17 protein-coding genes are annotated in these 18,708 nt (G+C 72.3%); 8 read left to right on the top strand and 9 right to left on the bottom strand.

What is annotated here, in order from left to right; translation table 11 throughout:
• Positions 1 to 672, top strand: a complete 672-nt coding sequence (locus BJ979_RS04190; protein WP_179565495.1) for a response regulator — start codon at positions 1 to 3, stop codon at positions 670 to 672.
• Between the two features lie 154 nt (positions 673 to 826).
• On the opposite strand, the gene BJ979_RS17505 is transcribed toward BJ979_RS04190, so the two are convergent.
• Complete coding sequence (locus tag BJ979_RS17505; RefSeq protein ID WP_179565493.1) at positions 827 to 4,858, bottom strand: beta strand repeat-containing protein; 4,032 nt, start codon at positions 4,856 to 4,858, stop codon at positions 827 to 829.
• A gap of 352 nt (positions 4,859 to 5,210) precedes the next feature.
• Here BJ979_RS17505 and BJ979_RS04180 point away from each other — a divergent pair, with 352 nt between their 5' ends.
• The 4 genes from BJ979_RS04180 to BJ979_RS04165 are packed head-to-tail and all read left to right on the top strand — an operon-like array spanning position 5,211 to position 7,263.
• Positions 5,211 to 5,666 (top strand): DUF6916 family protein, encoded by a 456-nt coding sequence (locus BJ979_RS04180; protein WP_179565491.1) that lies wholly within the window; start codon positions 5,211 to 5,213, stop codon positions 5,664 to 5,666.
• Between the two features lie 11 nt (positions 5,667 to 5,677).
• Entirely contained in the window at positions 5,678 to 6,196 is a 519-nt protein-coding gene (locus BJ979_RS04175) for a phage tail protein (RefSeq protein WP_343046589.1), read from the top strand.
• Positions 6,197 to 6,208: 12 nt separating this feature from the next.
• Positions 6,209 to 6,724 carry a phage tail protein gene (locus BJ979_RS04170; RefSeq protein ID WP_179565489.1) on the top strand — a complete coding sequence of 172 codons (516 nt, stop codon included), beginning with the start codon at positions 6,209 to 6,211 and terminating at the stop codon, positions 6,722 to 6,724.
• 8 nt (positions 6,725 to 6,732) lie between these two features.
• Positions 6,733 to 7,263: a phage tail protein gene (locus BJ979_RS04165; RefSeq protein WP_179565487.1), complete on the top strand. Its 531-nt coding sequence runs from the start codon at positions 6,733 to 6,735 to the stop codon at positions 7,261 to 7,263.
• 96 nt (positions 7,264 to 7,359) lie between these two features.
• Here the strand turns inward: BJ979_RS04165 and BJ979_RS04160 are convergent, their stop codons facing one another.
• Complete coding sequence (locus BJ979_RS04160; protein ID WP_179565485.1) at positions 7,360 to 7,869, bottom strand: Lrp/AsnC family transcriptional regulator; 510 nt, start codon at positions 7,867 to 7,869, stop codon at positions 7,360 to 7,362.
• A gap of 125 nt (positions 7,870 to 7,994) precedes the next feature.
• Between BJ979_RS04160 and ald the strand changes: the two genes are divergently transcribed.
• From ald to BJ979_RS04145, 3 genes are all read left to right on the top strand, one after another.
• On the top strand, positions 7,995 to 9,089 hold the full coding sequence (gene ald, locus BJ979_RS04155; protein WP_179565483.1) for an alanine dehydrogenase: 1,095 nt from the start codon (positions 7,995 to 7,997) through the stop codon (positions 9,087 to 9,089).
• A gap of 122 nt (positions 9,090 to 9,211) precedes the next feature.
• Positions 9,212 to 9,742: a thioredoxin family protein gene (locus BJ979_RS04150; RefSeq protein WP_179565481.1), complete on the top strand. Its 531-nt coding sequence runs from the start codon at positions 9,212 to 9,214 to the stop codon at positions 9,740 to 9,742.
• Positions 9,739 to 10,293: a DUF4395 domain-containing protein gene (locus BJ979_RS04145; RefSeq protein WP_179565479.1), complete on the top strand. Its 555-nt coding sequence runs from the start codon at positions 9,739 to 9,741 to the stop codon at positions 10,291 to 10,293. Before BJ979_RS04150 ends, BJ979_RS04145 begins: the two co-directional genes overlap by 4 nt.
• 16 nt (positions 10,294 to 10,309) lie before the next feature.
• Here the strand turns inward: BJ979_RS04145 and BJ979_RS04140 are convergent, their stop codons facing one another.
• The 7 genes from BJ979_RS04140 to dnaK all read right to left on the bottom strand — a co-directional run bounded on the left by BJ979_RS04140 (position 10,310) and on the right by dnaK (position 18,689).
• Complete coding sequence (locus tag BJ979_RS04140) at positions 10,310 to 12,493, bottom strand: ATP-dependent Clp protease ATP-binding subunit (protein WP_179565477.1); 2,184 nt, start codon at positions 12,491 to 12,493, stop codon at positions 10,310 to 10,312.
• A 133-nt stretch (positions 12,494 to 12,626) separates the two neighbouring features.
• The gene (locus BJ979_RS04135; RefSeq protein WP_179565468.1) at positions 12,627 to 13,166 is read right to left on the bottom strand and encodes a hypothetical protein; all 540 of its coding nucleotides are present in this window, start codon (positions 13,164 to 13,166) and stop codon (positions 12,627 to 12,629) included.
• Between the two features lie 104 nt (positions 13,167 to 13,270).
• The gene (locus tag BJ979_RS17870; protein WP_179565466.1) at positions 13,271 to 14,413 is read right to left on the bottom strand and encodes a hypothetical protein; all 1,143 of its coding nucleotides are present in this window, start codon (positions 14,411 to 14,413) and stop codon (positions 13,271 to 13,273) included.
• Between the two features lie 218 nt (positions 14,414 to 14,631).
• Positions 14,632 to 15,051 (bottom strand): heat shock protein transcriptional repressor HspR, encoded by a 420-nt coding sequence (locus tag BJ979_RS04125; RefSeq protein WP_179565464.1) that lies wholly within the window; start codon positions 15,049 to 15,051, stop codon positions 14,632 to 14,634.
• Between the two features lie 136 nt (positions 15,052 to 15,187).
• Positions 15,188 to 16,177 (bottom strand): DnaJ C-terminal domain-containing protein, encoded by a 990-nt coding sequence (locus BJ979_RS04120; protein WP_179565462.1) that lies wholly within the window; start codon positions 16,175 to 16,177, stop codon positions 15,188 to 15,190.
• A gap of 8 nt (positions 16,178 to 16,185) precedes the next feature.
• Positions 16,186 to 16,821, bottom strand: a complete 636-nt coding sequence (locus tag BJ979_RS04115) for a nucleotide exchange factor GrpE (protein ID WP_179565460.1) — start codon at positions 16,819 to 16,821, stop codon at positions 16,186 to 16,188.
• 2 nt (positions 16,822 to 16,823) lie between these two features.
• Entirely contained in the window at positions 16,824 to 18,689 is a 1,866-nt protein-coding gene (dnaK, locus tag BJ979_RS04110; protein ID WP_179565458.1) for a molecular chaperone DnaK, read from the bottom strand.
• Positions 18,690 to 18,708 lie beyond the last annotated feature (19 nt).

Raw genomic sequence — 18,708 nt, 5'->3', positions numbered from 1 at the left:
ATGACCCCGCCCGCCGCTCCCGACGAGCGCGCAGCCCCGCGCATCCGCGTGCTCGTCGCCGACGACCACCCGATCGTGCGGGGCGGCATCGTCGCACTGCTCGACGCGGCCGACGATGTGGATGTGGTGGGCACCGCATCCACCGGACTCGAGGCGGTCGAGCGCGCCCTCGCCCTCACCCCCGATCTCGTGCTGATGGACCTGCGCATGCCCGGGATCGACGGCGACGAGGCGACGGCGCGCATCCGGTCGGCGCTGCCGGAGACGCGGGTGCTCGTGCTGACGACCTACGAGAGCGATGACGCGATCCTGCGGGCGATCGAGGCGGGCGCGACCGGCTATCTGCTCAAGGCGGCGCCCGAGGCGGAGGTGCTCGCCGGTGTGCGTGCGGTGGCCCGCGGCGAGGTCGCCCTGGCGCCGTCGATCGCGGCGGCGCTCGTCACGCGAGTCGCGCGGCCGCACGCATCCGCCGAGCCGACCGTGACGCTGAGCCCGCGCGAGAGCGAGGTGCTCGCGCTCGTCGCGCAGGGTTTCAGCAACCCGCGCATCGCCCGCGAGCTGCTGCTCGGCGAAGCCACGGTGAAGACGCACCTGCTGCACGTCTTCGAGAAGCTCGAGGTGAGCGACCGCACCCGCGCCGTGACCCGCGCGATGGAGCTCGGCCTGCTCTGAGCGGAGAATCGCCGCGCGATCCGGCCCTGCACTCGGGCTGGCGTGGGCGGAGTTGGGATGCAGGTCGCGCGGGCGGGCGTGTGGAGCCACATCCGCCCGCGCGAGTCGAAGTCGGTCCCGGAGAGCGCCGCGCGATCCTGCCCGGAACCGGAACTCAGGCGGCGGCGCGGCGGCGCGCGACGACCAGGCGGATGCCGGCGAGCAGAGCCAGCAGGGCGAGCGCGGCGGCGAGCATCCAGCCCTCGCCGACGCCCGTGGCCGCGAGGCCCGACGGCGAGCTCGAACCACCGGAGCCCGAGCCCGAGCCCGAGCCGCCCGACCCGCCGCCCGGCGTCGTGCCCCCGTCACCCGGGTCGACGTCGGCGGCCGAGACCGTCGTGGGCGCGCCGAGGTAGCGGGCCGTGCCGTCGGCGCCGATGCCCGCGGCGACGACCGTGTGGTCGCCGACCGCGAAGTCGTTCGGAACCGTCAGCGTCGCCGTGAACGCGCCCGCGTCATCCGCCTCGACGGTCGCGAGCCTGGTCGGGGTCGAGTACAGCCCGAGCGTGATCGGCGCGTGCGGCGCGAAGCCGGATCCTCTGACGGTGAAGGTCTGCCCCTGCTCGAGGTGGTCAGGAACGCCGGTGAGCGATCCGGTGAACGTCGGCAGGATGAGCGGCAGCGGCACGACGGCGGGCTCGGCGACGACGAGGGTCACGTCGGCCGAGGTGGCGCCGGTGTCGTTCGTCGCGGTGACCGTGATGACGCTCGAACCCGCGGCGGCGACGGCGCCCGAGAGGGTCGCGGTGCCGTCGCCGTTGTCGACGAAGTCGACGCCCGCGGGCAGGGTCCCGGTGGTCAGCGTCACGACCGACGGGTAGCCGGCCGAGGTGGTGACGGTCGCGCTGAACGGCACGCCGGCGGTCGCATCGACGCGGTCGGGTCCGGTGATCTCGGCCGTCTCGCCGATCGTGATCGTCAGGGTCTGGCGCGTGACGTGGCCGGGTGCGGTGGTCGCGACGACATCCACGGTGCTGACCCCGCCGGTTCCGGACTCGGGGGTTCCGAACAGCGTCGCGGTCCCGTCGCCGTTGTCGACGAAGCTCAGCCCGTCGGGCAGGTCGCCGTCGAGCTCGAGCGCCGCGGGGGTCGGGTAGCCGCCGTCGGTGGTGACGGTGAACGACCCGGCGTCGCCGGCCGTGAACGCGGCATCCGACGGCGAGGTGATCGCGGTCTTCTGCTGCACGGTCACGACGAGCGTCTGCGTGCCGGTGCCGTGCTCGTTCGCGGCGCTGAGCTGCAGGGTGAACACCCCGGATGCGGTGGGCACGCCGGTCAGCGTCGCGGTTCCGGCATCCGCGCCCGATCCGGCGGCGAAGGTCAGTCCGGGCACGGATCCGTCGGTCAGCGCGACGGTCGGCGTCGGCTTGCCTGTGGTCGTGATCGTGATGGTCTGCGCCGCTCCGTCGCCGGAGATGGTGACCGCGGCGTCACTCGTGATCGCGGGCCCGGTTCCGACGGCGAGGTCGGCGACGGTCGTCGTCGCGGTTCCGGCGCCGTTCGTGAAGACGGCACGGTAGGCCGATCCGTCGAGCTGGGCGGTGGCGGTCAGGGTCAGCGTTCCGCTCGTGGCGTCCGCGATGTCGGCGAACGCGGTCGCGCCCGCGGCGCGCTGCTGCCACTGGATGCTCGGCGCCGGGTACCCGGTGGCGCTCGCGGTGAAGGCGACCTGCGATCCGACCGTGGTCGACTGCGACGCCGGGTTCGCGGTCACCGCGGGAGCCTGGTTCACGGTGAGCGTGAGCTGCTGCGCGGCAGAGCCGACGCCGTTGCCGGCGCTGATCTGCAGCACGTAGACGCCGCCGCTCAGCGCGCCCGGTGTGCCGGCGAGCGTCGCCGTGCCGTCGCCGTTGTCGGTGAAGGTGAGACCGGCGGGCAGCGCGCCGCTCTCGGTGATCGTGGTCGCCGTCGGGTAGCCGGCGGTCGTCGTGATCGTGCGCGAGAAGGCGGTGCCGGTCGCGGCGGTCGCGGTCGCCGTGGCGCCGCCGCCGAGGGTCGGCGGCGCGTTCACGGTCAGCGTGAACGGCTGCACCGCGTTCGCGCCGACGCCGTTCGACGCGGTGATGGTGAGCTGGTACTGCCCACCGGTTCCGGCGGCCGGCGTGCCGGCGAGCGTCGCGGTGCCGTCGCCGTTGTCGACGAAGGTGACGCCCGAGGGAAGCGCGCCCGACTCGGTCAGCACGGGCGTCGGCGATCCGGTGGTCGTGACGGTGAACGATCCCGCGGCGCCCGTGGCGAAGGTCGCGGCCGCCGCGCTCGTGATCGTCGCGGCCTTCCGCACGGTCACGGCGAGCTGCTGCGCCGCCGGGCTCGCCGAGCCGTTGTCGGCCGTGAGCGACAGCGTCACGCTGCCCGATGCGGTCGGGGTGCCGGCGAGGGTCGCGGTGCCGTCGCCGTTGTCGGTGAACGTGAGGCCGGCCGGCAGGGCGCCGGCGGTGCGGGTGATCGCCGCGGCCGGGTATCCGGTGGTCGTGATCGTGAAGCTGCCCGCGGTGCCGGCCGTGAAGGCGACCGACGACGCGCTCGTGAAGGCGGGCGCCTGGGGTGCGGTGACGACCGCCTGCTTCGCAAGACCGCCGTAGGTCACGGTGACCGTCGAGCGCCCGGGCGTCGTCGGCGTCGTGAGCTGAGCCGACGCGGCGCCGCGCGAGAGCGGAACCGAGGTCGAGTCGAGGGTTCCGCTGTCGGTGCTGAAGGTCGCCGCCTCGCTGAAGGCGCCGAGCAGGTTCGGGTCGATCGCGGTGCCGGCGGAGTCGGTGGCGAAGCTCGCGAGGATCGTCGAGCGCGCGCCGGGAGCCGACACGGTCGCGGGGGTGGCGGTCGCCGCGAAGACCAGCGACGGCGTGACCGGGATGCCGGCCGTGACCGTGGGGCAGCCCGTCCCGCCGGGCGCGGTCGGGCATCCCCACCAGTTCTGCGTCGCGTCGACCGCGGACGCCGGGCTCGCCGTGACGACCGGAGCCGTGTCGGCGGCAGCGGGGCGGATGTCGTTGTAGTGCAGCGCGGTCGTCGTCGTGTCGACCGCGACCTGGCTGCCCGCGCCGGCGGTCGCGCGGTTGCCGATCAGCCGGTTCGAGTTGACGGTCGCGGCGCCCGCGCCCGACGAGGTGCCTGCCGGGGCGAGGCGGATGGCGCCGCCCGAGGCCCCGCCGGCGCCCGTCGCGCTGCCGATGTTGCCCGTGAACGTCGACCCGGTGATGGATGCGGTCGAACCGGTCACGCCGGCGACGGAGATGCCCGCGCCGCCCGAGGGGTAGGTGCTCGCGTTCGCGACAGTGTTGCTCGAGAAGGTCGAGTTCGTGACCGTCAGGCTCTCGCCCGAGCGACCTGGTGCGGCTTCGTAGTAGACGCCGCCGCCCGGGCCGGCGTTGGAGCTGTTGCCCGAGATGGTCGAGCCGGTGATCGTGAGCGAGCCGCCGATGAACTGCACGCCGCCTCCGCCCGAGTTGACGGTCGGCGAGGCGTGCGCCTTCACGGTGTTGCCGGTGACGTTCACGTAGAGCAGCGTCAGGCTGTCGCCCGCGACCGACGCGTCGGCGCCCGACCCGGCGATGATGCCGGCGCCGCCGAAGCCGCCCGATCCCTGCGATCCCGGCTGCGCGAGGTCATCCACGCCGCCGCGCACGGTCAGGTCGTGCAGGGTGACCGAGATGCCGCCGACGAGGTTCGGGTCGATGTCGAGCACGCGGTGCTGTCCGTCGCCGACGATCTCGGTCGTGCCGCCGCCGGAACGCTCGAGCGTGATGTTCGCACCCGACTTCTGGCCGAACGCGATCTCGCCCTGAGTGAGCTGGTAGACGCCGCTGCCGATGCGGATGGTCGTGGCCGACGCCGTGTTACCGGCGACGCAGAGCGCGTTGCGCAGCGTGACCGGCGTCGCGACGGAGGTCACGGTCGAGTTCGTGCAGGCGCTGTTCGCGTCGCCGTCGGCGGTGGTGCTGACGTCGATCGTCGTCGCGGCCAGGGCGGCGTCGGCCGGCAGCGCGACGACACCGGCGGCGGCGAGCAGCACAGCGAGGCCGGCGGCGAGGAGAGGGGTGCGGCGCACCCGCGGCGAGCGCGCAGCGGGGCGGAGATCCGGGTGATCCGCCGCCGGAGCGGAGGCGCGGAGCGCGGCAGAGACCGGGGTCGGCGTGCTGGTCGTCATGGCCGTCGCGGCCCTCTCGTCGATGCACGGGTCGGGGCTCGGGCGCGCGCGGAGGATGTCGAGAACTCCGCGCACGGTGACACGCGCGAAGCGAAAAGTACCGCGCGCTCGACGCCGCCGACTACGCGGCGCGGGTGCCCAGTTCGGGGGGTCAGGCGAGGGGGTCCGCCCGGGCGCATGCGCACCTATGCTGAGCGCGCGGCACGCACGAGCGGACGCGGTGAACCCTAACCGCCCGGATGCCGCATCCTCGACACCGGATGCCCGGCCGCCCGAACCCCGGGACCGTCCGCCGCATCCACCCGACAGCGCAGCCTCCGTCAGCGGATGCCGCCCCGCACCCGGAGCATCCATGCAGCTCACCCGCCGCACCGCCGTCGTCAGCGCCGGCGCCGTCGCGCTCGCTGCGGTCGGCGCAGCCGCGGCCGCGAGCGCCGCCCAGGCCGCACCCGCCGCCGCATCGTCGACCGCGAAGACCGCCGCGACCGCTGTCGGAACCCACGCCGCCGCGCTCGTCGAGCTGCGCGCCGCCGTGCGCAGCGACTTCGCGCCGCTCGTCGGCCAGGCGATCACCGCATCCGCCCCCGACGGCGTCACCGGCTCGCTCGTGCTCGACGCGATCGCGGATGTCGCCGGCGCCACCGCCGGCGACGAGAACCGCTTCACGCTGCTGTTCCACGCGCCCGACGACTTCGCCGAGGGCATCTGGCAGCTCGGCCACTACGGCGTGCCGACCAGCGACTTCCTGCTCACCCCCATCGGCCCCGCCGGCGACCGCCGCGCCCAGGCCCTCGTGAACCGGATCTGAGAGGGGACGCCGTGCCCGACAACCCCTACATCGGCGACATCATGATGTTCGCCGGCACCTTCGCTCCCGTCGGCTGGCTCGACTGCGACGGCCGTCAGGTCGCGATCTCCGACTACGAGACGCTCTACGCCGTGATCGGCACGACCTACGGCGGCGACGGCGTGACCACCTTCGGCCTGCCCGACCTGCGCGGTCGGATGCCGATCGGCCAGGGCACCTCCTCGCAGGGCGTATCGAACGTGCTCGGCCAGCAGGTCGGCATCGAGGCGGTCACCGTCACGACGCCCCAGCTGCCCTCGCACACGCACCCCGCCATCGCGACCGAGGGGACTCCGAGCTCGGCGACGCCCGCCGCCCGACGGTGGTCGAGCCGCGCCGAGACCCCCTTCAGCTCGCAGCCGCCGACGACCGCGATGTCGGCCTCGGCCCTGTCGCCGTCGGGCGGCAACCAGCCACACGACAACATGCCGCCCTACCTCGGGGTGCGGTTCTGCATCGCCGTCTACGGCATCTACCCGACCCAGGCCTGACGGGACGCGACCATGGACCAGCCCTTCATCGGCCAGATCACGCTCTTCGCGGGCCCATTCGCGCCCAAGAACTGGGCGTTCTGCAACGGCCAGCTCCTGCCGATCAACCAGAATCAGGCGCTGTTCTCCCTGCTGGGAACCACTTACGGCGGCAACGGCGTGCAGACGTTCGGGCTGCCCGACCTGCGCGGACGCATCGCGCTGCACTGGGGCCAGCGCCCCGGCGGCGCGAGCCGCACCTGGGGCGAGTCGGGCGGCGAGGTCGGCCACACCCTGACCGTCCCGGAGCTGCCCGGCCACACCCACGTCGCGGCCGCATCGAGCGCCGCCGGAACCGCCGCCTCTCCCGCCGACGCAGTGTGGGCCGCCGGGGCGAAGCCCGCCTACGCCACCTCGGCCGGCGCTGCGCAGCTCTCCGGCGCCGCGGTGAGCGCGACCGGCGGCAACCAGCCGCACGAGAACCGTCCGCCCGAACTCGCGCTGTCGTACATCATCGCGATCAACGGCATCTTCCCGAGCCGGCAGTAGGAGACGACATGGAACCCTTCGTCGGCGAGATCATCGCGGTCGGCTTCAACTTCGCTCCGCGCGGGTGGGCTCTCTGCAACGGCCAGCTGCTTCCGATCTCCCAGAACACGGCGCTCTTCTCCCTTCTCGGGGTGAACTACGGCGGCGACGGCAAGTCGACCTTCGGCCTCCCTGACCTGCGCGGCGTCTCGCCGATCGGCGTCGGTCAGGGGCCCGGCCTGAGCCCCTACTACTCGGGGCAGGCCGGTGGGGCCGAGAGCGTCACGCTGCTGACCTCCCAGATGCCCGCGCACACGCACACGCCGGTCGCCGTCGCGGCAGCCGGTGACGTGTCGTCGGCGGCCGGGGCGACCTGGGCCGAAGCACGCAGCGGCCGCGCGATCGAGCGGGGCTACGCGCCGCGCGCCGCCGCGGATGCGAACCTCGACCCGTCGGCGATCGGCATCACCGGCGGCAGCCAGCCGCACAACAACATGCCGCCGTTCCTGACGGTCAGCTTCATCATCGCCCTGCAGGGCATCTTCCCCCAGCGCCCCTAGGCAGCGATCCCGCCGAGCGCGGGGTCCCGTTCCGACGGCGGGCCGCCGACAGCCCGCGCTCGGAACGGCACCCCACGCGCCCGCGCCCGCCCGCGCTCACGCGAACGACGCCGCGACCCCGTTGCGGTGGTAGTCGAACACGAGGCTCGTGCGGGTGGATGCGACGCTCTGCTGCGCCGAGAGGTGCTCGACCACGAAGGCGCGCACGTCCGAGCTGTCGGCGACGGCGATGTGCACCATGAAGTCGTCGGACCCGCCGAGGAAGAAGAGCTGCAGCACCTGCGGCAGCCGACGCACCTCCTCGGCGAAGGCGGTGATGCTCTCCTGCCGCGAGCCGGGGCGCAGGGTGACGCCGATCATCGCCTGCAGTCCACGGCCGAGGCGACGCTGGTCGACGCTGGCGTGGAACCCGGTCACGACTCCGCGCTCGACGAGCGCGCGCAGCCGCGCGTGCGTGGTCGAGGGCGCCACCCCCAGCGCGGCGGCGAGCTCGGCGTTCGTGATGCGGCCGTCGGCAGTGAGGACGCGCACCATCTCCAGGTCGGTGTCGTCCAGTTCCGCAGGGCGAAGATCCTTCGGCGTAGGGTCACCCTTGGTGCTCGTCATGCATCCGAATCTAGCGACGAAACCGTCGCATCCGAATCTTCTGCGCTGTTCACGCGGTTGAAACGAATCGCTGTCACGCTGGTGCGCACATCGTCCGCGCCCCCACAGCGTCGTCAGGAGCAGCCATGCGCATCGGCATCCCCACCGAGATCAAGAACAACGAGAACCGCGTCGCCATCACCCCGGCGGGCGTGGATGCGCTCGTGCACCGCGGCCACACCGTGCGCATCCAGTCGGGCGCGGGGCTCGGCTCGGGCATCACCGACGAGGCCTTCGCGGCCGCGGGGGCCGAGCTGATCGCCACGGCCGAGGAGCTGTGGTCGGGCTCCGAGCTCGTCGTCAAGGTCAAGGAGCCGATCGCCGCCGAGTACGGCTTCCTGCGCAGCGATCTCGTGCTCTTCACCTACCTGCACCTCGCCGCCGACCAGCCGCTCACCGATGCGCTGCTCGCCGCCGGCACCACCGCGATCGCCTACGAGACGGTGCAGCTGCCCGACCGCAGCCTGCCGCTGCTCTCGCCCATGAGCGAGGTCGCCGGGCGCCTGTCGATCGTCGTCGGCGCCGCGACGCTGCTCAAGGCCGCCGGCGGTCGCGGAACCCTGCTGGGCGGCGTTCCCGGAACCCCGAAGGCGAAGGTCGTCGTGATCGGCGGCGGCGTCGCCGGCGAGCACGCGGCCGCGAACGCGCTCGGACTCGGCGCCGACGTCACCGTCATCGACCTCTCGCTGCCGCGCCTGCGCCAGCTCGAGAAGCAGTACCCGAAGCTGCAGACCCGCGCATCCAGCCGCCTCGAGATCGCGGAGCAGGTCGCCGCCGCCGATCTCGTGATCGGCTCGGTGCTCATCCCCGGCGCGGCCGCGCCGAAGCTGGTGACGGATGCGATGGTCTCGACGATGAAGCCGGGTGCCGTGCTCGTCGACATCGCGATCGACCAGGGTGGATGCTTCGAGGGCTCGCACCCGACGACGCACGACGACCCCACCTTCCCGGTGCACGACGCGCTGTACTACTGCGTCGCGAACATGCCCGGCGCGGTGCCCGAGACCTCGACCCGCGCGCTCACCAACGCCACCCTGCCGTACCTCACGGCCCTCGCCGAGCGCGGCGTCGACGCCGCCCTGGATGCCGACCCGGCCCTCGCGCTCGGCCTCAACACCCGCACCGGCCAGGTCACGAACGCGGGCGTCGCCGCCGCCTTCGGCTACTCCCTCGCGGGCTGACGGGTGACGACCCTCGCCAGGTTCTTCGGCTGAGGGTTCGCGTTACGCCCGGTGACGGGTGGCATTACGCCGGGTGACGGGGGCTGTTCCGGGATGCGCGCCACGCGGATACCGTCTCCCGCATGTCGCCCGTGGTCGTCGTCGCCGTGCTCGTGGGCGTGGTCGCGCTCGCGACCGCGCTCGGCCTCGCGCTGCGATCGCAGCAGGGCCGCCTCCGCCCGGTCCGTGTCGGAACGCACGCCCTCGTCGGCATCGCCGCCGCGACCCAGGGAACTCCCCCGCTCGCGATCCCGCTCGTGCCGTCGCACGCCGACGCCATCGCAGCGGAGCCCGATGACGTGATCTCCGCCGGCGAGCTGCCCGAGCCGCTCGGCGCCGACGCGACCGTCGTGCAGTTCTCGAGCGAGTGGTGCACCTCGTGCGCCGCGACCGCACGCCTCGTCGACGGACTGCAGGTCGAGCTGCCCGGGCTGCGCCGCATCGAGCTGGATGTGGATGCGCACCCCGAGCTCGTGCGTCGCTTCCGGGTGCTGCAGACGCCGACGCTGCTGCTGCTCGACCGCGCCGGCGCCGTGCGATCGCGCATCGGTGGAGCCCCGCGCCTCGCCCCGCTGCGCACCGAACTCGACCGCATCATCGGGAGCCCCGGATGACCTCGACCCCGAACGCCGATCCCGTCGCCGGCTCCGCAGCCGCGTCCGCCGGCACCGGTCCGACCGGCCCCGCCGACGGCATCGACCCGCGCGGACCCCGCTTCGGCGCCGCGATCACGGGCGTGCTGCTGCTGGTCGTGCTCGCCGCCGCGCTGCTCGGCGCGAACGTCGTCGCGACGCTGCTGCTGACCGCGATCGCACTCGTATTCGCCTGGGGCGTGTTCGCCGGCATCCGCCGTCACCCCTATGGCCGTCTCTACGCTGCGCTCGTGCGCCCGCGCCTCGCGCCGCCGACCGAGCTCGAAGATCCGCGTCCGCCGACCTTCGCGCAGGGCATCGGCTTCGTCATCACCGCGGTCGGCGCGGTGCTCGGACTCGTCGCCCTCGCAACCGGCGCCCCCGCGCTCGGCGGCCTCAGCCTGGTCGTGCCGATCGCCGCGGCGCTCGCCTTCGTGGCCGCGTTCCTCAACTCGGTGTTCGGCGTCTGCCTCGGCTGCCTGCTCTACCTTCAGCTCGCGCGCCGGCGCCGCCCGGCTGCTCCCTCGGCCTGAACAGCTGGGGCCGGCGTCAGGCCGCGCCCGGCTGGTCGGCCTCCGGCGCACCCTCCATGCGGGTGACCGCGAGGGCGTCGCCCGTCGCATCCACGTCGACCTTCACCGTGTCGCCGTCGCCGATCTGGCCGGAGAGCAGCGCGCGGGCGAGCTTGTCGTCGATCTCGTGCTGCATGAGCCGCCGCAGCGGACGCGCGCCGTAGATCGGGTCGAAGCCCTGCTCGGCGAGCCACCCGCGCGCCGAGGGCGTGACCGCGAGCTGCAGTCGGCGCTCCGAGAGCCGCCGCTCGAGGCGGTCGACGTAGAGCGACACGATCTGCCCGAGGTCGCCGGTGGTGAGCGGCGCGAACACGACGATGTCGTCGAGGCGGTTCACGAACTCCGGCTTGAACGAGCGCTGCACGAGGTCGCGCACGGCGCCCTGCTTCTGCTCCCAGTCGAGCGTCTGGTCGACGAGGAAGTTCGAGCCGAGGTTCGACGTCAGGATCAGGATCGTGTTGCGGAAGTCGACCGTGCGCCCCTGCCCGTCGGTCAGCCGTCCGTCATCCAGCACCTGCAGCAGCAGGTCGAAGACCTCGGGGTGCGCCTTCTCGACCTCGTCGAGCAGCACTACCGAGTAGGGCCGGCGACGCACGAGCTCGGTCAGCTGTCCGCCCTGCTCGTACCCGATGTATCCGGGAGGGGCGCCGACGAGCCGCGAGACGGCGAACTTCTCGCCGTACTCCGACATGTCGATGCGCACGAGCGCCTTCTCGTCGTCGAAGAGGTACTCGGCGAGCGCCTTCGCGAGCTCGGTCTTGCCGACGCCGGTCGGGCCGAGGAACAGGAACGATCCGGTCGGCCGGTCGGGGTCGGCGATGCCGGCACGCGTGCGGCGCACGGCCTCGCTGACGGCCCGCACCGCATCCTTCTGGCCGATGAGGCGCTTGCCGAGCTCCTGCTCGAGGTGCAGCAGCTTCTCGGTCTCGCCCTGCTTGAGCTTGGCGACGGGGATGCCCGTCCAGGCGGCGACGACCGACGCGATGTCCTCATCGGTCACCTGGTCGCCGACCATGCGCGGCCCGGTCTGCTCGACCGACTCGGCCTCGACGAGGGCCTTCTCGATCGCGGGGATCACCTCGTAGTTGAGCTTCGACGCGTTCGTCCAGTTCTGCTCGCGCATGGCCCGGTCGAGGTCGATGCGCGCGTCGTTGAGCTTCGCGCGCAGGTCGCCGACGCTGTGCAGCGAGTTCTTCTCGGTCAGCCAGCGCGCCTGCAGCGCATCGAGCTGCTTCTGGCGCGCATCCAGCTCCTCGCGCAGCTTCGCGAGGCGGGCCTTGGATGCGTCGTCCTTCTCGCGCTTGAGCGCGAGCTCTTCGATGCGCATGCGGTCGACGCCGCGCTTGAGCTCGTCGATCTCGACGGGCGAGCTGTCGATCTCCATCTTGAGCCGACTCGCGGCCTCGTCGATCAGGTCGATCGCCTTGTCGGGCAGCTGGCGGGCGGTGATGTACCGGTTCGAGAGGGATGCGGCGGCGACGAGCGCGCTGTCGGCGATCGAGACCTTGTGGTGCGCCTCGTAGCGCTCCTTGAGGCCGCGCAGGATCGCGACCGTGTCCTCGACGGTCGGCTCGCCGACGTAGACCTGCTGGAAGCGGCGCTCGAGCGCGGCGTCCTTCTCGATGTATTCGCGGTACTCGTTGAGCGTGGTGGCGCCGATGAGGCGCAGCTCGCCGCGGGCGAGCATGGGCTTGAGCATGTTGGCGGCCGCGACGGATCCCTCGCCGCCGCCGGCGCCCATGAGCGTGTGCAGCTCGTCGATGAAGGTGATCACGCGTCCGTCCGACTCGTTGATCTCCTTGAGCACGGCCTTGAGCCGCTCCTCGAACTCGCCGCGGTACTTCGCGCCGGCCACGAGCGCGGCCAGGTCGAGCGAGACGAGCTGCTTGTCCTTCAGCGAGTCGGCGACGTCGCCGGCGATGATGCGCTGAGCGAGCCCCTCGACGACGGCGGTCTTGCCGACGCCGGGTTCGCCGATGAGCACGGGGTTGTTCTTGGTGCGGCGGGTCAGCACCTGGCTGATGCGCCGGATCTCGGCGTCGCGGCCGATCACCGGATCGAGCTTGCCCGAACGGGCGATCTCGGTGAGGTTGACGCCGTACTGCTCGAGGGCGGTCTTCTGCTCCTCCTGGCTGGAGGGCGCCCCCTGCATGTTGGCCATCTGGTTGCTCTGTCCTCTCTGTCGCGGCGGGTGCGCCGCGGTCGCGATGGGTCGTGCTGCTGGTGGATGCGCGCCACAGAAGGCGCGTCGCTGAAACTTGAGTCTACTTGGCTCAACCCTCAGCGGCCAGGATTCATTCCTGTCCACCGCCCGTGAACAGCGGCGACATCGCCAGCTGGAAGCCGAGCCCGATCGCGACCATGAGCACGGCGATCGAGGTCGTCACGATCGCGCCGCGCACCGCCGAGATCGCGGACGGGTCGTGGCCGTCGCACCGCCGGGCGCGGATGCCCAGGTACAGGATCGGCGAGATCAGCGCCAGCACCGGCGGCGCCTGGTCGACGAAGCCGCGTTCGCCAAGCACGCGCGCATCGCGCCGCGCGACGAAGAACTGCACGACGGCGACGAACGCGATGAGCACCCCGAGCAGAGTCGTGTCCCAGCCGCGGGCGAAAACCACCGACGCCATGCTGAGCAGCACGGGCAGCAGCGGCAGCAGGATGAGCGTGTTCGCCTGCGAGGTGTCGGCGCGCGGGCGCATCACGACCCGGCCGACGACCCGATTGATCGGACGATCCCAGACCGGGCGATCGTCGCCATCGGGCTCCACGCCCGGCGCATCCACCTCGGCGCGCGGCACATCGTCGGGATGCGCACCCAGCTGCCAGCTCATGACGCCGATGCTAGGGACGAACCCGCATCCACCTCACGTCCCCGTCAGGGTGACCCGGCCTCGTGACGACACGTCCGCGCGAAGCGGAGCCGACCGTGAGCGGGTCAGTACCCGGTCGACGACTCGCGCTTCACCGGCGGATCCCAGGGTCCGCGCTCGGGCGCGAGACCCGGCAGCAGCGGGCCGGCCGGCTGCGGAGGCGGCGGCGCCTCGGGGCGCATGGCGTGCGCCATCCACCACCAGCAGAGCCAGCCGACGACCACCGAGATCGCGACCACGATCAGCACGTAGATGCCGAGCGTGAGCAGGCCGCGACCGACGAAGCCGGGATCGAGCGACGAGGATGCGGCGCCCGAGTCGATGGCGGAGTACGGGATCGCCGCGACCGCCTGCACGATGCCCCAGATCGTCGGCTGGATGACGATAACGCTCGCCCCCACGCCGAGCCCGATGCCCGCCCAGGTGATGCCGCCGGGTCGGGGGAAGCCCGCGCGCTTGAGCAGCAGCCGGCTCACGACCACGCCGCCGACCCAGAGGATCAGGCCGACGACGACGAAGGCGATCGACAGCGGCATCAGCATGCCGCCGGTCTGGCGGTCGAAGTAGTGCGCGAGGGTCGTGAAGGTGCTGACGTCGCCCGACGACGTCGCTGCCCAGTAGATGAGACCCAGCAGCATGAGCGCGACGGCGCCGACGCTGAGCAGGTTCCAGCCGAGGGTGATCGCGCCGAAGCCGAGCATGCCCGCGTGCCGGGCGGCGCGCTTGCGCTCGCGCGTGAGCGGCGGCTTGGGCGGCGGGCGGAAGACGACCGGCGCGGGGTACATCATCGGCGCCGGGTACATCGCCGGCGCGGCGCCGTACTGCTGCGGGAACGGCTGCTGCGGATAGGGCTGGCCGAACTGCGGCTGGCCGAACTGCGGGTAGGGCCGCATCGGCGGCTGGCCGTACTGCGCCGGGTAGGGCTGCACGGGCGGCTGGCCGTACTGAGCGGGGTGCTGCTGCTGGCCGTACTGAGCGGGCGGATACGGCGAGGGCCAGGCTTGCGGCTGCGGCTGCGGCTGCGGCTGCGGTTGCGACGCAGATGCGCCAGCTCCGGGCTGGGCCGAGCCCTGCTGAGCCGATCCGGTCGGCGCCGACGCCGACGCCGACGGCGCACCGCCCGGCGCGACCCACTCGGGAGCGGGCTGCGCCGCCGCCGGACGCGCCGCATCGCGGTCGCCGTAGGCGCTCTCCGGCTGCCAGCTCATGTCAGTGCTCCCCGATCACGCGGACGTCGGGCATCCGCACCGTTCGGAGCGTACCCGCCGTGAGCGACGCGCCCTATGGGGGTGCGCCCGGATCGCCGCCCCCAGAGCGGGCGTCGCCCGATCGGGCGACGCGGCATCCCGGTCGGTCGAGGCGACACAGCACGCAGCCGAGTCGGCGGCCCGAGCGACCTCGCAGCCCTGCCGGCGCGGCCGGCGGATCAGTCGCGCGCGCTCCACGGCCGCCAGACGACGACCTGATTCGACTTCTTCGCGCGGGTTCCGGCGCGCAGCGACACGACGTCGCCCGACTCGCCGGCGGCGAAGACGCGCCGGCCGGGGCGGGCGAGCATCTCGTCGGCGAGCGCCGCCTCGAGCTCGCGCACGCGCGCGCTCAGCGACGACACCTGGTTCTCGAGCTCGAGGATGCGCCGGATGCCCTCGAGGTTCAGCCCCTCGGCGCTCATGCGGGCGATCTCACGCAGCTGCACGACGTCGCGCATCGAGTAGCGGCGCGATTGGCCGGCGGTGCGCCGGGGCACGACGAGCCCGAGCCGGTCGTACTGCCGCAGCGTCTGCGGGTGCATGCCCGCGAGCTCGGCGGCGACCGCGATCGGGAAGACGGGACTCAGCTCGTCCATGCGATCCTCCTTCGTCGGTCGGTTCTTCTCGGTGCCGGGAGCCGCGGCCTTCGCCCCTGCGCTCTCAGTGTGGATGATGCCGGGCGCCCCGCGACAGGGCCGCCCGGCATCCATCTGGAAACGGTCGCGGCTCGGCTCAGTCGGCCGCTCGCGCGAGCAGATCCTCGCGCGGGTTCTCGGCCGGCATCGCCTCGGCGAAGGCCTCGAGCTTCTCGCGGGCGTCGCCCGAGAGGTGGCTCGGCACCGCGATCTGCACGGTGGCGAGCAGGTCGCCGGTGCCTTTCGCGGTGGTGACACCGCGGCCCTTGACCCGCAGCACGCGTCCGCTCGGGGTTCCCGCGGCGACCTTGAGCTTCACCGGGCTGCCGCCCAGCGTCGGCACCTCGACGGTCGCGCCGAGCGCCGCCTCGGCGAAGGTCACCGGCAGGTCGACGCGCAGGTCGAGCCCGTCGCGCTTGAACACCGAGTGCGGGCGCACGTGCACCGTGATGACGAGGTCACCGGCGCTGCCGCCGTCGGGCGAGGGCTCGCCCTTGCCGCGCAGGCGGATCTTCTGCCCGTCGGCGACGCCTTCGGGAATGCGCACCTTGACGGTGCGACCCCGGGCCCCGCCGACCTGCAGCTCCACGGTCTCGCCGTGGATCGCCGTCGTGAAGTCGAGCGAGGTCGAGGCGCTGAGGTCGCGCCCCGGCGTCGGCCCGCCGTAGCCGCGGAATCCGCCGCTCGGCTGGAAGCCGGCCTGGCCTCCGCCGCCGAACAGTCCGCCGAACAGGTCCTGGTACTGGCCGGCGCTGTACTGCTGGCGCCCGCCGCCCTGCCCGAACATCCCGCCGAACACGTCGTCGAATCCGCCCCCGCCGCCCGGGCCGCCCGCCGTGAAGCGAGCGCCCGAGCCCATGGCGCGGATCTGGTCGTACTCCTGACGCTGCTCCTTGTCGGAGAGCACCGAGTAGGCCTCGCTGATCTCCTTGAAGCGAGCCTCCGCCTTCGCGTCCCCGGGGTTCGAGTCGGGGTGGAACTGGCGAGCCAGCTTGCGGTAGGTCTTCTTCAGCTCAGCGTCGGAGGCATCCTTCTTCACGCCGAGGACGGCGTAGAAGTCCTTGTCGAACCAGTCCTGACTGGCCATCGATCACCTCACTCCGGCGAGTGCACGGCGACCTTGGCGGCGCGGATGAGGCGCTCGCCCAGCAGGTAGCCGGTCTCGATGACGTCGGCGACGGTGTTGACCGTCACGTCGGCCGAGGGGATCTGCACGAGAGCCTCGTGCAGCTTGGGGTCGAAGGGCTCGCCGACCTCGCCGACCTTCTTGAGGCCGTAGCGGTCGAAGCCGCCGCGCAGCTTCTGCGCGACGATCTCGAGCGGGCTGCCCTCGGTGAGGTCGCCGTGCTTCTCGGCGCGGTCGAGGTCGTCGATCGCCGGCAGCAGCGAGCGGATCACCTCGGCGATCACAGCCTCGCGGTTGGCGGCGCGGTCGCGCTCCACACGGGTGCGGAAGTTGACCAGCTCGGCTTCGGCGCGGGCGGCGCGGTCGCGGTACTCCGCGACGAGGTCGCGCTCGCCCTCGGCGAGCAGGGCGGCCAGCTCGTCGTCGGTGGCGTCGGTGGCTCCGGCGCCCGCCGGGGCGGCATCCGGGTTCTCACCGGATGCCGCGCCCGCCTGACCGCGAGGCTCGCCCGTCTCCGGGTCGATCTTGCGCTTGTCGTTGACGCGGTCCGCGTTCGACTCCTGCTCGTCGCGCCCGTCGTTCTCGGGGTTCTGCTCGTCGGTCATGGTTACTTCTTGGGCTCCTCGTCGTCGACGATCTCGGCGTCGACGATGTCCTCGTCGGCCTTCTCGTCAGCGGGGCGGGGGCCGTCGGTCGACGCGTCCGTCTGGGCCTGGTCGGCCTGGCCGGAGGCGTAGATGGCCTCGCCGATCTTGGTCTGGCTGGTCGACAGGTTCTCGAACGCGGTCTTGACCGCATCCTCGTCATCGCCCGCCAGGGCCGTCTTGAGGGCGTCGACGTCGGCCTGCACGCTGGTCTTCACGTCGTCGCCGATCTTGTCGGCGTTGTCGGTGAGCAGCTTCTCGACCGAGTAGGCGAGCTGCTCGGCGTTGTTGCGCAGCTCGGCGCTCTCGCGACGGGCCTTGTCCTCGGCGGCGTGCTCCTCGGCCTCGCGAACCATGCGCTCGATGTCCTCCTTGGGCAGCGACGAGCCGCCCGTGATGGTCATCGACTGCTCGGTGCCGGTTCCCTTGTCCTTCGCCGAGACGTGCACGATGCCGTTCGCGTCGATGTCGAAGGTGACCTCGACCTGCGGCACGCCGCGCGGGGCCGGCGCGATGCCGGTCAGCTCGAAGGTGCCGAGGTTCTTGTTGTCGCGGGTGAACTCGCGCTCGCCCTGGAAGACCTGGATCGCGACCGACGGCTGGTTGTCGTCGGCGGTCGTGAAGGTCTCGCTGCGCTTGGTCGGGATGGCCGTGTTGCGCTCGATGAGCTTGGTCATGATGCCGCCCTTGGTCTCGATTCCGAGGCTCAGGGGGGTGACGTCGATGAGCAGCACGTCCTTGCGCTCGCCCTTGAGGACGCCGGCCTGCAGCGCGGCGCCGACGGCGACGACCTCATCCGGGTTGACGCCCTTGTTGGGGTCCTTGCCGCCGGTGAGCTTCTTCACGAGCTCGGCGACGGCGGGCATGCGGGTCGATCCGCCGACGAGCACCACGTGGGCGATGTCGTCGACCTTGACGCCGGCCTCGCGGATGACGTCTTCGAAGGGCTTGCGGGTGCGGTCGATGAGGTCGCTGGTCAGCTGCTCGAACTGCGCGCGCGTGATGGTCTCGTCGAGGTTCGCCGGGCCGCTCTGCGTGAGCGAGAGGTAGGGCAGCTGGATGCTGGCGCTCATCGAGCTCGAGAGCTCCTTCTTCGCCTGCTCCGCGGCCTCCTTGAGACGCTGCAGGGCGATCTTGTCGCCCGAGACGTCGACGCCGGTGGTCTCCTTGAACTTCTTGACCAGGTGGTCGACGATGCGCTGGTCCCAGTCGTCGCCGCCGAGGCGGTTGTCACCGGAGGTGGCGCGCACCTGGATGGTCGAGAAGTCGTCGTCCTTGCCCACCTCGAGCAGCGAGACGTCGAAGGTGCCGCCACCGAGGTCGAAGACGAGGATGAGCTCGTCCTCCTTGCCGCGGTCGAGGCCGTAGGCCAGCGCGGCGGCGGTGGGCTCGTTGATGATGCGCAGCACGTTGAGGCCGCTGATCTCGCCGGCCTCCTTGGTGGCCTGGCGCTCGGCGTCGTTGAAGTACGCGGGCACGGTGATGACGGCGTCGGTGACGGTCTCGCCGAGGTACTGCTCGGCGTCGCGCTTCAGCTTGCCGAGGATGCGGGCGCTGATCTCCTGCGGCGTGTACTTCTTGCCGTCGATCTCGGTCGTCCACGGGGTGCCGATGTGGCGCTTGACCGACGAGATGGTGCGGTCGACGTTGGTGACGGCCTGGCGCTTCGCGGTCTCGCCGACGAGCACCTCGCCGTCCTTGGTGAAGGCGACCACGGAGGGCGTCGTGCGGAAGCCCTCGGCGTTCGCGATGACGGTGGGCTCTCCACCTTCGAGAACGGCGACCACCGAGTTCGTGGTGCCGAGGTCGATTCCTACTGCTCGAGCCATGTGCGGTTCTGCTCCTGAT

The sequence above is a fragment of the Schumannella luteola genome (assembly GCF_013408685.1).
Classification (GTDB): Bacteria; Actinomycetota; Actinomycetes; order Actinomycetales; family Microbacteriaceae; genus Schumannella; species Schumannella luteola.
This window is presented reverse-complemented; position numbering and strand designations above follow the sequence as displayed.